The sequence below is a fragment of the Methylobacterium sp. R2-1 genome (assembly GCF_014191355.1).
GTDB lineage: Bacteria > Pseudomonadota > Alphaproteobacteria > Rhizobiales > Beijerinckiaceae > Methylobacterium.
Genome location: NZ_JACHWM010000002.1, coordinates 99,890 through 113,543 on the forward strand (window position 1 = coordinate 99,890; position 13,654 = coordinate 113,543).

The 13,654-nt window shown below is 70.1% G+C and carries 12 protein-coding genes; 4 read left to right on the top strand and 8 right to left on the bottom strand.

The window, feature by feature from the left end; translation table 11 throughout:
• Positions 1 to 53: 53 nt before the first annotated feature.
• Positions 54 to 305 (bottom strand): hypothetical protein, encoded by a 252-nt coding sequence (locus tag FHU13_RS03120; RefSeq protein ID WP_183434400.1) that lies wholly within the window; start codon positions 303 to 305, stop codon positions 54 to 56.
• Positions 306 to 878: 573 nt separating this feature from the next.
• Between FHU13_RS03120 and FHU13_RS03125 the strand changes: the two genes are divergently transcribed.
• The 4 genes from FHU13_RS03125 (at position 879) to FHU13_RS03140 (ending at position 8,221) form a co-directional block, all read left to right on the top strand.
• Complete coding sequence (locus FHU13_RS03125; RefSeq protein WP_183434401.1) at positions 879 to 2,279, top strand: O-antigen ligase; 1,401 nt, start codon at positions 879 to 881, stop codon at positions 2,277 to 2,279.
• The gene (locus FHU13_RS03130; protein WP_183434402.1) at positions 2,276 to 5,647 is read left to right on the top strand and encodes a PAS domain-containing protein; all 3,372 of its coding nucleotides are present in this window, start codon (positions 2,276 to 2,278) and stop codon (positions 5,645 to 5,647) included. The genes FHU13_RS03125 and FHU13_RS03130 overlap by 4 nt, the downstream gene beginning before the upstream one ends.
• 100 nt (positions 5,648 to 5,747) lie before the next feature.
• On the top strand, positions 5,748 to 7,196 hold the full coding sequence (locus tag FHU13_RS03135) for a YcjX family protein (RefSeq protein ID WP_183434403.1): 1,449 nt from the start codon (positions 5,748 to 5,750) through the stop codon (positions 7,194 to 7,196).
• On the top strand, positions 7,193 to 8,221 hold the full coding sequence (locus tag FHU13_RS03140; protein ID WP_183434404.1) for a YcjF family protein: 1,029 nt from the start codon (positions 7,193 to 7,195) through the stop codon (positions 8,219 to 8,221). The genes FHU13_RS03135 and FHU13_RS03140 overlap by 4 nt, the downstream gene beginning before the upstream one ends.
• Positions 8,222 to 8,432: 211 nt before the next feature.
• On the opposite strand, the gene FHU13_RS03145 is transcribed toward FHU13_RS03140, so the two are convergent.
• The 7 genes from FHU13_RS03145 to FHU13_RS03175 all read right to left on the bottom strand — a co-directional run bounded on the left by FHU13_RS03145 (position 8,433) and on the right by FHU13_RS03175 (position 13,654).
• Positions 8,433 to 8,819, bottom strand: coding sequence for an exopolysaccharide production protein YjbE (locus tag FHU13_RS03145; protein ID WP_183434405.1), 387 nt, complete (start codon positions 8,817 to 8,819; stop codon positions 8,433 to 8,435).
• A 207-nt stretch (positions 8,820 to 9,026) separates the two neighbouring features.
• A complete protein-coding gene (locus FHU13_RS03150) occupies positions 9,027 to 9,578 on the bottom strand; it encodes an alpha/beta hydrolase (RefSeq protein WP_183434406.1) in 552 nt (183 codons plus the stop codon).
• Positions 9,579 to 9,684: 106 nt separating this feature from the next.
• Positions 9,685 to 10,953, bottom strand: a complete 1,269-nt coding sequence (lysA, locus tag FHU13_RS03155) for a diaminopimelate decarboxylase (RefSeq protein WP_183434407.1) — start codon at positions 10,951 to 10,953, stop codon at positions 9,685 to 9,687.
• 135 nt (positions 10,954 to 11,088) lie between these two features.
• Positions 11,089 to 11,442 (bottom strand): hypothetical protein, encoded by a 354-nt coding sequence (locus tag FHU13_RS03160; protein ID WP_183434408.1) that lies wholly within the window; start codon positions 11,440 to 11,442, stop codon positions 11,089 to 11,091.
• A 153-nt stretch (positions 11,443 to 11,595) separates the two neighbouring features.
• Positions 11,596 to 11,874 carry a 3',5'-cyclic-nucleotide phosphodiesterase gene (locus FHU13_RS03165; protein WP_108939774.1) on the bottom strand — a complete coding sequence of 93 codons (279 nt, stop codon included), beginning with the start codon at positions 11,872 to 11,874 and terminating at the stop codon, positions 11,596 to 11,598.
• A gap of 190 nt (positions 11,875 to 12,064) precedes the next feature.
• On the bottom strand, positions 12,065 to 12,769 hold the full coding sequence (locus FHU13_RS03170) for a hypothetical protein (RefSeq protein ID WP_183434704.1): 705 nt from the start codon (positions 12,767 to 12,769) through the stop codon (positions 12,065 to 12,067).
• Between the two features lie 267 nt (positions 12,770 to 13,036).
• Complete coding sequence (locus tag FHU13_RS03175; protein WP_183434409.1) at positions 13,037 to 13,654, bottom strand: DUF1134 domain-containing protein; 618 nt, start codon at positions 13,652 to 13,654, stop codon at positions 13,037 to 13,039.

The following is a 13,654-nucleotide window of genomic DNA, read 5'->3' on the forward strand; positions in this document are numbered from 1 at the left end:
TTCGAGCGGATGGAGGTCCGGCGTCAGAGGTTGAGCAGCAGGTTCGTGGGGCCTCAGCAGCGGTAGCCGCCGGCGGTCTGGCCGTACTGCTTGACCGGGAAGTTCTGCTGGTTGGCGTTGCCTTCCGCAGCCGAGCTCATCGGGCAGGCCGCGTGGTAGGGGCCGTCATGGACGCCGAGCGGCGCATTCCAGCCGGACGCCATCGGCACCGGACGCGCATCGATGGCGCTGAAGGCCAGAGCCGACGTGACGGGGGCAGCGCCAAGCATAAGAGCGGCAACTGCAGCGGCAATACGGGTCTTCATGCGTTTCTCCAATTTTATATTCATCAAATTCCGGCGCTTCGGACTTGTATCGCCTTCGATAGACTGAACATGGGAATACATGTCCCGTAGCGACGTGCCATGGCACACGCGATGGACCGGATTAAATTCGCATTCGATGTTCCGACTGCGTGCCATAGGGTTCGAGTCGCCTCGTTCGGCCTATCTCCCGTCGAGCGGCCGATCGTGCGCGGTATCGGGCCTCGTCCCGGCCGAGGATATCGGCGCATCTCGTAAAGACGGCGCGAGACCTGGCGTCTCGGCGCCTCATTTCGGATCGGATGTCCGGGATCATGCGGCAACCGCGGCTTGCACCGGTCACCGAAGAAGAGCCCGGTCGAGACGTGCTCTCGATCGGCCGGCTTCAGGACCTAACCTGGCCGATTCCGCATCCTGAGGTTGGCGGACCCGCTTCTTCCTCCGGGCTGTTGGTTAAAACGCAACCTTTCGGTGGTTCGATCGCGCGGTTGAGGGGTCCGCAACCCTGTCGGCTGCCGCGTCGAGCGGCTTCGGCGGGTGGCGTTCGCGGCGCCCCGCGAGAGTTCGAGTTCGCCGATGTCCTCCACGACAGCCGCGCTGACAGGCGCGACGGCCACCGCGTCGCCGTCGCGATGGGACGCGGGAGCCTGGGGCCGCATCCCCGCCCTTCGCGCGGTCCAGGGACTGGCGACCGCCCTCCACGCGGCCTTCATCTTCTTCGCATGCTTCGCCTTCTCGGACGCATCGCCCTACGACCTGGTGGCGATTCCCACGATCGTGCTGTGGCTGGCACTCGGCATCCGCCTGCACCGGGGCGCCGTGCCCCTCGTGCTCCTGCTCCTCGCCTACCTCACGGCGATCGGGATCGCGCTGCTGCCCTATCTCAACGAGCCGCTGTCGGTGACATGGACGGTGCAGCTCGCCTATCTCACGGTGACCTGCATCTTCTTCGCGATGCTCTATGCCGACGACACGCGGGCGCGCATCGAGGTCGCGCTCAAGGCCTATACGGCGAGCTGCGTGCTCTCGGCGGCCCTCGGCATCGTCGGCTACCTGCAGCTCCTCGGCATCGAGGACCTGTTCTATAAGTACGGCCGCGCCTCGGGTACTTTCCAGGACCCGAACGTGTTCGGCTCCTTCCTGACCCTCGGCGCGCTCTACCTGATTCACGGTCTGCTCTCCGGCTCGACGCGGCGGCCGCTCCTATCCCTGGTCAGCCTCGTCGTCGTGATGGCAGGCATCTTCCTGTCGTTCTCCCGTGGATCCTGGGGCGGGACCGTGATCGCGGTCGCCGTGATGATCGGCGCGCTCTACGCGACGAGCCGCTCGCGGGCCCTGCGACGGCGGATCGTGACGCTCGGCCTCGTCACCGTCGGACTCGGTGCGGTCGCCCTCGCCGGACTCCTCTCGATCGACAGCGTCGCCCAGACGTTCCACACCCGCGCCGCGGTCACGCAGGATTACGACGAGGGCGAGACCGGCCGCTTCGGCAACCAGATCCGCGGCATGGGAATGATGCTGGAGGAGCCACTCGGCTTCGGTCCCCTACGCTGGCGGCAGATCTTCAACTTGGAGCCGCATAACTCCTACATCGGCAGCTTCGCCAACGGTGGCTGGCTGGCGGGCGCCGCCTTTATCGCTCTCGTGACGGCGACCTCCTTCGTCGGCTTCCGACTCATGGTGCGTCCCTCACCCTACCGGGCCTATGCGCAGATCGTGTTCCCTGCGCTGCTGATGTTCTTCCTCCAGGCGATGCAGATCGACGTGGAGAAGTGGCGCCACGTCTACATGATGCTCGGGATGGTCTGGGCATTGGAGGCAGCCCGTCTGCGCGGGGCACCTCCGCCCTTGCCCCTCCCTCTCCCGCGGCGCATCGGAAGACATCCGAGCGTAGCATCATGGGCCGGGACGGACGGCGCGCACGGAGCTATGGTCGGAGGCGGACACGAGGCTTTCGGAACGACGGTGAGGCCGTGACCACGGGATCGGCGGGCGAGGCTGAACGCCTCGCGGCCCTGCACGCGCTGCGCATCCTGGACAGTGATCCCGAGGCGCAGTTCGAGGCCGTGTGCCGGACGGCGCAGCGCCTGTTCGGCGTCGCGACGGCCTATATCTCCCTGGTCGATGCCGAGCGACAATGGTTGAAGGCCTGCGCGGGTACCATGCCGGTGCAGACGCCGCGCAAAGGCTCCTTCTGCGATCGGACGATCGAGCAGGATGCGCTGCTCGTCGTTCCCGACGCCCGCCGCGACCCGCGCTTTTCCGAACTCGAGATCGTCACCGGCCCGCCCCACATCGTGTTCTACGCCGGAGCGCCGCTGATCCTGAAGCCGGGCGTGCGGCTCGGCTCCCTCTGCCTCGTCGATCCGCAACCGCGGGACTTCACGCCGGACGACGAGGCGGCCCTGCGCGACCTCGCCGAGATCGTAACGGCGCAGATGCGGCTGCGGCGCGACAACCTCGCCTACGCCAGCGAACGGGCGCTGCGCCAGATCCACGAGAGCACCATCCGTGCCCAGGGCGCGGAGATCGAGCGGCGGGCGAGTGCCAACTCCCTCCTCACCATGGCGGAGCAGATCGCCCAGGTCGGCCATTGGCGCGTCAACTTTGCCAGCGGCCAACCGATCTACTCGGAAAGCCTGCTGCGCATCGCCGGCCTCGACCCGACGGCGACGGCAGCCCGGCATCCCGGCCTCGCTCAATTGTGCCATCCCGCGGATCGCGGGCGCGTCGAGGCCATCATCGCCGCGGCGATCGCGGGCGGGCACGATTTCGAGTTCGAGACGCAGTTCGCACGACCGGACGGAACGGTCCGCGACGTGATGGTGCGGGGCACCTGCAAGACCGACGAGGCGGGCCGAACGACCGGATTGTTCGGCATCCTCATGGACGTGACCGACCGGCTCCGGATCCAGGCGGAGATGCGGCGCAGCGAAATGCGCTACCGCAGCCTCGCCGACGCCCTGCCGCTGCTGGTCTGGACCGTCGATCCGGACAGCGGCGAGTCGACCTACGTCAACGCGCGTTTCGAGGATTATTACGGACCGATCGGCGCCGCGCGGGTGCAGCGGCTCGCCCGCAACCATCCCGACGACGCTGCGGCCATGGACGCGGCGTGGCGGGCGGCTCAGGCGAGCGGCCAGGGTTACGACGGCCAGTGGCGCCTGAAGGCACGCGACGGCACCTATCGCTGGCACAAGCTGTCGATCACTCCGATCCGTAGCGCGTCGGAACCGGCCAAGGTGGTCGAGTGGATCGGCACCGCCCTCGACATCGACGAGATCGTCTCGGCGCGGCTCGCCGTGGAAGATACGAGCCGCCTGCTCGGCATCGCCCTGGAGGGGGCGGAGGCCGGAACCTTCGACTGGAACCTGCGCACCGGTATCACCGTGCTGTCGCCGGAGAGCGTGCGCCTCTACGGTTTGCCTGAAACCGGCGAACCGCGCGCCCTGTCCCCGACGGAATGGACCGCGACCATCCATCCCGACGACGTCGTCGAGGCCTGGAACCGGATCCACCATGCCGTCGATACCCAGACCCGCTTCACGGCGGAGTACCGGGTGGGCCAGCGCTGGCTCTACACCTCCGGTCGCACCCTCTATGACGGCGCCGGCCGACCGTATCGGATGCTCGGGCTGCATCTCGACATCACCGAGCGCAAGGCGGCCGAGGCAGCCCTGCGCGCCGCCACCGCCGAGGCCCGCGCCGCCACGGTGGAGGCCGAGCGGGCGAGTGCGGCCAAGAGCGAGTTCCTCGCGGCCATGAGCCACGAGATCCGCACGCCGCTCAACGGCATCCTCGGCTATGCCGACCTGCTGCTCGACCGGCCCGACCGCGACCCGGAGGATCAGCGCCGTCTGGAACTGATCCGCGTGTCGGGCGAGGCCCTGCTCACCGTCGTCAACGACGTCCTCGACGTCTCCAAGATCGAGGCCGGACACCTCGAACTCGACCCGCTTCCCTTCGCTCTCGGCAAGCTGATCGAGGACACCGTCGCGATCATGCGGGGCAGCGCCCTCAAGAGCGCGCTGACCGTCGAGGCGCGGATCGACCCCGACCTGCCCGCGAGCGTGATCGGCGACGCGAACCGCCTGCGGCAGGTGCTGTTCAACCTGCTCAACAACGCGGTCAAGTTCACGCCGGCAGGCTCCGTCACCCTCACCGTCCGCTACGAAGGATCCGTTACCGGCGCCGACGGCGGCACGGCCGAAGCCCTGCGCTTCGAGGTCAGCGACACCGGCATCGGCATCGCGCCCTCGCAGCGGCACAGGCTGTTCAAGCCCTTCAGCCAAGTCGACGGCTCGATCAGCCGGCGCTTCGGCGGATCGGGCCTCGGCCTCGCCATATGCCACCGCCTCGTCACCATGATGGGGGGCGAGATCGGGGTCGAGAGCCTGGAAGGCGTCGGATCGACCTTCTGGTTCACCCTGGCCCTGCCGCGCGGCACCCGCCCGCTCGCCGCCGAGGCAGCGGCCCTCGCGCAGCCCCCGAACGCGGCGGGGGGCGTCCGTCTGCTGCTCGTGGAGGATGTGCCGATCAACCAGACGCTGGCCCGCGCCGTGCTGGAGGCGGAGGGCTACCGCGTCGATGTGGCAGGCGACGGCGCTGCGGCGATCGCGGCCGTCGAGGCCGTCTACGGGCCGGCGGGAGGGGCCGACCCTTACGCCGTCGTGCTGATGGACGTACAGATGCCGGAAATGGACGGCCTCACCGCCACCCGCCGGATCCGTGCCATGACGGGCCCCGCCGCCCGCCTGCCGATCGTAGCGATGACCGCCAACGTCCTCGACGGACAGGTCCAGGATCTGATCGCGGCAGGCATGGACGACCATGTCGGCAAGCCCTTCAAGCGCACCCAGCTCTGCGCCGTGATCGAGCGTTGGCGGTCCGCCGGCGCGGCGCGGGCGCTCGAAAAGGCAGCCGTTCTCGGGACTCCTCGACACGACGACCGGCATCGTGCCTTCCACCGCGAGCCCGGCATCCAGGCCGATGCGCGCGACGGCGGGCCAGTGCTCGACCGGGCGGCCTTCGCTGCCGTGCAGGACACGATGGGCCGCGAGCGCGTGCTGTCGCTCCTCTCGCTGCTTGAGCTGGACCTCGAACGGCGCTTCCTCCCGGAGGCCGCCGAGCCGGACCGGATCGGTTTCGACAGGGAGCAGCTCGCCTACGACGCCCACGCCGTGGTCGCCGCCGCCGGCGCCCTCGGCTTCGTTGCCCTCTCCGATCTGTGTCGCGAGATCGAGGCGGCCTGCCGGGACGGCGGCGACCTTCCTGCCCTGATCCACCGTCTCGTCACGCTGCGGACGGATACACTCGGGACGATCCGGGCCTTGCGTGCGGCGTGAGGTGGCAACAAGGGCCTTCCGTGTCTTGAGATCGCCGCCTCGCCGCGCCACCTGACAGCCCGTCCCGCTTCCCCGACGAAGCCCGCCGCCAGAGCCCGCCTTGCCGCCTCTCTTCGACTACGCCGCGCGAGCGGGTTCCGCGATCAAGGCCTTCGCGGAAGCCTCCAGCGATCTCCTGATCCAGCCGACGCTGCGGCTCGGCGTCACCGGTCTCGCCCGTTCGGGCAAGACGGTGTTCACCACCGCACTGATCCACCATCTCGTCGAGGGCCACGCGCTGCCCGCCTTCGAGCCGGCGCAAGCCGGGCGCCTGCGCCGGGCGCGGCTGGTGCCGCAGCCCGACGACGACGTCCCGCGCTTTCCCTTCGAGGAGAATTTTGCGGCGCTGACCGAGGCGCGGCGCTGGCCGGGCTCGACCGACCGGATCAGCCAGTTCCGCCTCGCCATCGAGTACGAGCGCTCGGGCGGATGGCGCAGCGGTCCGGCCACGCTGATGCTCGACGTGGTGGATTATCCCGGCGAGTGGCTGCTCGATCTGGCGCTCGTCGATCAGAGCTACGTGGCGTGGTCGCGCGCGACCATCGCCGGCACCCGACGGGCGGGCCGTGCCGACATCGCCGCGCCCTGGCTCGCGCTGATGCAGGAACTCGACCCCGCGGCGGCGCTCGACGAGGTGCTGGCCGAGCGCGCCGCCAACGCCTTCAAGGCCTATCTCGCCGCGCTTCGGGCCGGCGCGGAATCGGTCGCCACGACGCCGCCGGGGCGCTTCCTGATGCCCGGCGATCTCGCCGGCTCGCCGATGCTGACCTTCGCCCCCCTCGACCGTCTGGAGGAAACCCAGGCTCCCGGCAGCCTCGGGGCGCTGATGGAACGACGGTTCGAGGCCTACAAGAGCAAGGTGGTGGAGCCGTTCTTCCGCGAGCATTTCCAGCGGGTCGACCGGCAGATCGTGCTGGTCGACGTGCTCTCCGCGGTCGATTCCGGGCCGGCGGCGCTCGCCGAACTGGAGGAGGCGCTCGACGCCGTACTGCTCGCCTTCCGGATCGGGCGCAACAGCCTGCTCTCGCGCTTCTTCGCCCCGCGCGCCGATCGGATCATGTTCGCCGCGACCAAGGCCGACCATCTCCACCAGTCGAGCCACGACCGGCTCGACGCGCTGCTGCGCCTGCTCGTCTCCCGCGCCATGCGCCGCACCGAGGCGGCGGGTGCCCGAGTCGGTACTGTGGCGCTCGCCTCGGTGCGCGCCACCCGCGAGACCACGGTGCACGATGGCGGCGAGGTTCTGCGCGCCGTCTCCGGCACGCCGGAGGCGGGCGAGCATGTCGGCGACGAGATCTTCGACGGGTTGTCCGAGGCCGCGGTGTTTCCCGGCGAGCTGCCCGCCGATCCGCAGGCGGTGCTCGACGGGGCGATTCCGCCGGGCTCGTTTCGCTTCCCACGCTTCCGCCCGCCGCCGGTCAAACCCGACGCGCTCGGCCGCCCGGGCCACCTGCCGCAGATCCGGCTCGACCGGGCCATGCAGTTCCTGATCGGGGATCGGCTGACGTGACCAACCCGCAGCGCCCGCGCGCCTTCCGCATCCCCTCCGCCGACCAGCCCCCGCCGGAGGCCGCAACCGCCGAGGCGCCGCTCCCGCCGCGGCCCGAGGTGCGCTTCGTCGAGGAGCCCTACGAGATCGTGGATGCCGCCGACGGCGTCGCGGTGCCGGTAGCGCCCAAGCGCCGGGCGCCGTGGCTGTCGATCCTGTTCGGCGCGCTCGGCGGCCTCGTCACGATCGCCGTCGGCCTCTCGGTCGAGCGGCTGATCGCGGACCTGTTCGCCACCGCGCCCTGGCTTGGCTGGGTCGCGCTGGTGCTCCTTCTCGTCGCCGTGATCGCGCTGACGGCCGTCGTCGCCCGCGAGGCGCTGGGAGTTTGGCGCGAGCGCAAGATCGAGGCTTTGCGCGAGCGCGCGCTCGCGGCCCTCTCGACCCGCGACCATACCGCGGCGCAGGCTGCGGTACAGGAACTGCGGGGTATCTACGCCGATCGACCGGCGCTGGCCGGCGGCCTTCGCCGCCTCGACGCGGTGGGCGACGCGATTCTCGACGTGGACGACCGGCTCGCTCTCGCCGAGGGTGAGTTGCTGGCGCCGCTCGACCGGCAGGCCAAGGCGGCCATCGCCCAGGCCGCGAGCCAAGTCTCGGCTGTGACCGCGCTCAGCCCGCGAGCGATCGTGGATGTCGCCTTCGTGGTGTTCTCCGCCGCCCGGCTTCTGCGCCGGATCGCGGCGATCTATGGCGGGCGGCCCGGCCTGCTCGGCTTCCTGCGGCTCGCCCGGGCGGCGCTCGCGCATCTGACCGTGACCGGCGGCATGGCGGTGGGCGAGGGCATGCTGCATCAGGTGCTCGGCCTCGGGCTCGCAGCCCGCGTCTCGGCCAAGCTGGGAGAGGGCGTGCTCAATGGCCTGATGACCGCGCGTTTCGGCCTCGCGGCGCTCGCCGTCTGCCGTCCCCTGCCCTTCGTGCGCGTGAGCCCGCCCACGGTCAACGAGGTGGCGGGCCAGCTTTTTCGCGGGAACGAGGACAAGGCGTAACGCCTCGCGTAACGCCTCCTCGTCCTTGCGAGGCGGAGCCGAAGCAATCCAGCGCTCCGCCTTATCCGAAAAGGTCGCGCCCTGGATCGCTTCGGCTTCGCCTCGCGATGACGGCGGTTGGCGACGGCGGTTGGCGCAACGCCCCGAACAAGAAGGCTCCCGCACCGGCCGGTGCGGGAGCCTTCTTTCTGCTACGGGTGGGACGCCGCGATCAGCAGTCGTCGCCGCCCTTCTTGTCGCCGAGCTTCTGGTCGTGGCCGGCGGCGTTCATCGCGCCGACGGTGCCTGGAGCAGCCGGCTGCTCGCCGCCAGCGGTGTTCTTGGCCGAGCTGGTCTGGTCCGAGCCCGGCTTGTTGCCGACGCCCTGGCCGGCGCCGACATTGTTCATCGCACCCACGGTGCCGGGCGAGGCCGGCTGCTGGCCGCCCGCAAGGTTCTTCGAACCCGCATCGGCGCCGCTGCCGGTGCTGCTGTTCGCAGCGGCGGAGTCGCCGGGAGCCTTGGAATTGGTGCTGCCCGTGTTGCAGGGCGCGGCGAGTGCGGAGCCGGCGATGAAGGCGAAGGCGGTGGCGGTGGCGATGGTCTTCGTGAGCGTCACGATTGCGTCCCTCCGAAATTGTCCGACCGACACTGCCGGTCGGTCTGCCCGGAGAAAGCAGTTAAGGAAAATTAAGTTCCCGATTTATCCTGCATCAAAGAATCTTTTTAGAACTGCATTCCCATACATTCGATAAGAATCGGCCCAAGCCCCTGATGTGAAATACACTATCTTGCCGAACGCTTGCCGCGCGGGCGGGGCGTCCGCTCACAGCGGCGCGAGGAAGCCCGCCAGCCGCATCAGACCCTCGGGCCAGGGCCCATGCCCGCTCGCGACGTTGATGTGGCCGGCCTCGCCCGCATCCACCAGGGCCGAGCCCCAGGCATAGGCGTAGTCCTCCGCCCGCTCGTAGGTGCAGTGCGGATCGGTGCGGCTCGCCACCAGCAGCGAGGGGAAGGACAGCGGATCGCGCGGCACCGGCGCGAAGGCGCGCACGCTCTCGGGCAGGTCGGCGCCCGCCTCGATGTCGGGGAAGGCGACCAGCAAGGCTCCACGCACCACGCCGGGCGGGAACCGCGGCGCGGCCTCCACCGCCGCGACGACGCCGAGGCTGTGGGCGATGAGGATCACCGGCCGGGTCGCCGCCGCGACCGCCTCGACGACGCGGTTGCGCCACGCCTCCGGGTCGGGCCGGTGCCAATCGTCCTGCGCGACGATCCGCGCGGTCTTGAGCCGCGCCGCCCAGCGCGCCTGCCAGTGCTCCTCCTCGGAGCCGGCATAGCCCGGCAGGATCAGGATGTCGCAATCGGCAGTCTTCATGACCGTTTTCTTGGCAGGTTGCTTGGCAGATTTCTCGCACTGTCTTCTCAGACGAGCGGCGTCCTGACGCAACGGGCGGCGGGCCGCCCGGCTCCCCTGACAAACGTCACGCGAGCCAATCGGGCAGGCGGTCGAGGCGGATCAGGTCGTCGTAGCTCGGGCGTGGGCGCACGATCGCCGCGCGGTCACCCGTCACCAGCACCTCCGGCACGAGGCGGCGGCTGTTATAGGTGCCGGCCTGCACCGCGCCGTAGGCACCCGCGCTCATGACCGCAATGAGATCGCCCGACACCACACCCGGCATTTCCCGCCCGAGCGCGAGGTAGTCGCCGCTCTCGCAGACCGGGCCGACCACGTCCGCCGTCAGCCGGGGCGTGTCGGCGGCGGGCTCGCGCACCGGACGCAGGGCGTGGAAGGCCTCGTAGAGCGTCGGGCGGATCAGGTCGTTCATCGCCCCGTCGACGATGACGAATGTCTTTTCCTCTGTCGGCTTCACGTAGATCACGCGGGTGACGAGGATGCCGGCATTGCCGGCGATCATCCGCCCGATCTCGAAGACGGGGCGCAGGCCGAGCGGCCGGAAATGCGGACGCAGGATCTCGGCCAGGGCCGCCGGATCGGGCGGGGGTGCGTTGTCGTCCCGATAGGGGATGCCGAGTCCGCCGCCGAAATCGACGTGGTGGAGCCGGTGCCCGTCGGCGAGCAGGTCGCGGGCGAGTTCACAGAGCAGGCGCGCGGCGTTGTCGAACGGGGTCAGGTCGGTGATCTGGCTGCCGATATGCGCATCGACGCCGACGATCTCGAGGCCGGGCAGCCGGGCGGCGCCGGCATAGACCGCGCGGGCGCGGGAGATCGGGATGCCGAACTTGTTGTCGGACTTGCCCGTCGAGATCTTGGCATGCGTCAGCGCATCGACATCCGGGTTCACCCGGATCGAGACCGGCGCCTTCCGCCCGCGCGCGGCGGCGACCTCGGACAGGGCGGCGAGTTCGGGCTCGCTCTCGACGTTGAAGCAGAGGATGTTCGCATCGAGCGCGGCGGCCATCTCCTCGCGGGTCTTGCCGACGCCGGAGAAGACGATGCGCTCCCCCGGCACGCCCGCGGCCAGCGCCCGGCGCAGTTCGCCCTCGGAGACGATGTCCATGCCCGCGCCCTGACGCGCGAGGGTGGCGAGCACCGCCTGGTTCGAATTCGCCTTCATGGCGAAGCAGACCAGCGCGTCGTCGCCTGCAAACGCCTCGGCAAAGACGCGGTAGTGACGCTCCAGGGTGGCGGTGCTGTAGCAGTAGAACGGCGTGCCGACCTCGTCCGCCAGCGCCGTCAGATCGACGTCCTCGGCATGGAGGCGCCCGTCCCGATAGTGGAAGTGATGCATGTCAGGATCATCCGCCGCGCGGAAAAGGGGATCGGCACGCCCGAATGCCCCTGCGCGCGGTGCGCTGTCTACCTCGAACCGAGCCTCTGAACCGAGCCTCTGCCGAACCTCTGGCGCCAGCGCCGGCGCGGGCCGCTACAGAAGCGGATCGAGGATGAACGGCTCCTTGGGGATCTTGTAGCCGCGCTTCGATCCACGGGAGGTCGTGACCGGAACGCCATCGCCGCCCGCGGGGATCGCCGCGGCACTCAGCTCGTCGCCCGCCTGCACGGCCTCGGGATCGGGGGCTGCGCCGCGATCGCCGACGGACACCGTGCTGCCCGGCAGGCTCCGCGCCGAGGCCGGTGCGCCGGGGCGCGTGCTCGTCGGAGCGGTCTCGGACACGGCGGCACCCGGCGGTTCCAGGCTGCCGCGCCGGCCGCAGGCCGTGCAGGCCAGGGCAAGGCCGAGCGCGATCAGGATCGAGAGGCGGGCGGAACGGGCGGGCATCGGGATTTCCGGCGGTCTTTCCGGCAGGGCTGCGCCAGCTTAGCCGTTTGAGCCTCGCCCCGAAAGGCGGCCGCCGGCATCTTGACGGGAAGAGGCACGCTCAAGCCTGGACCGCCGGGCATGAGCCCGGCTCCGTCACGACCCGGCGCGATCTCAGCTCTTCTTGTTGCCGCGCTGCGAATCCTTCGGCGGCGTGTAGGCGTCGATCGCCCGGCGGCAGTTTTCGGAGAGCTTCGCCCAGTTGGTCTTGAAGCACTGATCGGTCGCCGGATCATCCGGATCAAGATTGCCGCAATAGCTGAGGTAATCGCCGGTGCAGTACTTCTTGAGCGTCTCGTTGCCGCGCTTCGACTGCTGCGCCTGTGCCGGAGCGGCGAGCAGGGCGGCCGCGCCCGTCAGTGCGAGAACCAGGGGCGTCAGCTTTAAGGCCATGATGTTCGCTCGATCGCGGTTCGTGGGAAGAGATTCGTGTGAGGAGATCCGGGCGCGATGATGCCCCCGCATGTCCGAAACAAGGCGGGTGCGGGGCAAACGCGAGGTGGTTCGGTGCTTACGGGCTCGTGCGGGGCATCGCAAGGGATCGGGGCACGATAGGCCGCAGGCGCGTTCCGCTCGGTGCGTTTCAGCTCTCCGCGAGCGCCGGGGAGGCGGCCGGGAAGCTCCCGGCCTGGGGCAGACGGTCGCGCCGGGCCAGGGCGTCGGCAACCTCATTGATGCGGCGCCGCAACTCGGCGGTCTCCTCGCTCCCACGCGCGGCCAGAGCGGCCTGGGCAGCCTTCAGCTCCGCATGCAGGGTCGCGATCTCGGCTTCGATCCCGAGGCGCGGGGGCGCGGCCCCGTCCGCGGCGCCCTCGGCCAGCGACGGCGTGGTCCCCGCCTGCGACCGCCGTGCCGCCTTGAGATCGTCGAGGATGGCGCGGTGGGCCTCCTCCAGGGCATGCAGGGTGGCGAGCCCCGTCTCGCCCTCGGCGCGGGCCTTGGCGAGATCCCGGTCGAGCCCGGCGATGCGTTCGAGGGCGCGGGCCACCTCCGCCTCGCTGAGCATCCGGGCAGCAACTGCCGCCTCGGCCTCCATGGTCCGGGTGCCGATGGCGACCATGTCGCCGTGGCGCCGGGCGGCGATGGCCTCGGCCTTCCGCTCCAGCCTGCGCTGCGTCACCGCGAATTCCGCCCGGAGGTGGTCGCGCTCGGCCACGACCTCCGACACGCTGACCGGCAGGGTCGCTTCGATCCGCCGCCGAGCGAGGCGGCCGGCGCGGGCGTTCACGGTTGGCAGGATCGTCAGGGCACAGAGGCTCGCCAGGAGGAAGCCGAGCCCGAAGATCATCACGGTCTCGATCACGAACGGGCCCTCACGCCGCCTCGGCCGACAGGTCCGGCCGCTGCGTCTTTTGCCCGTCTTGCCCGCGCGGAGGCAAGCGGGCTGTCTTCTCTCTGGCCTCAAACGCCTGCGCCGCCTCCGCGGCCAGAGGACGCTCCGGTCGAACCCTAGGCCCGCTCCGTGGGTGTTTTTCATGCCTGTCACCCGGCCCGGCCGCTCTCCGAGCGATCGCACGGGATCGCGCCGGGCAGGGACGGAGCCGGTTCGAAAAAATCAGAACGGGTTCCAGGTCGGGCGGCCGGTGAACTTCAGATAGCCGATATTGATGCCGAGCCGGGCGCCGACACCGGAGCGGATCGGCACCACGACGATGCCGCCATCGGTCACGGCGGTCATGCCGAAGCCGCCGATGAAGTAGGCCGAGCCGTCGACTCCGCCGAAGCGGCGGTAGAGGTCGCGCACCGCGGGCAGGTTGTAGACGAGCATCATGGTGCGCGCGCCGTCGCCGCCGACATCGAAGCCCAGCGTCGGACCCTGCCAGTAGATCCGGCGCTGCCCGGCATTGCGGGTGTAGAGCGTCCCCTCGCCGAAGCGCAGGCCGCCGACGATGGCACCGGACGCCTCCTGGCCGAGGATGTAGCCGTTGGGTTCGCCCCAGCGGCGGGTCGCCTCCTCGACGGTCAGGGCGAGGCCGCGCGACACGCTGCCGAAGAAGCGGTGCCCGTTCTCGACCACCTCGGAGACGCGGAACGAGTCCGGACGCACGCTGTCGTCCTGATAGGCCAGGGCGGGTGCGGCACCGGCCAGGAGGCCGCCGGAGAGCCCGGCGGAGAGGCCAAGCAGGGCGGCGCGGCGGGTCGTGCCCCCGGTTCGGATGGGATCGTGCGGCAT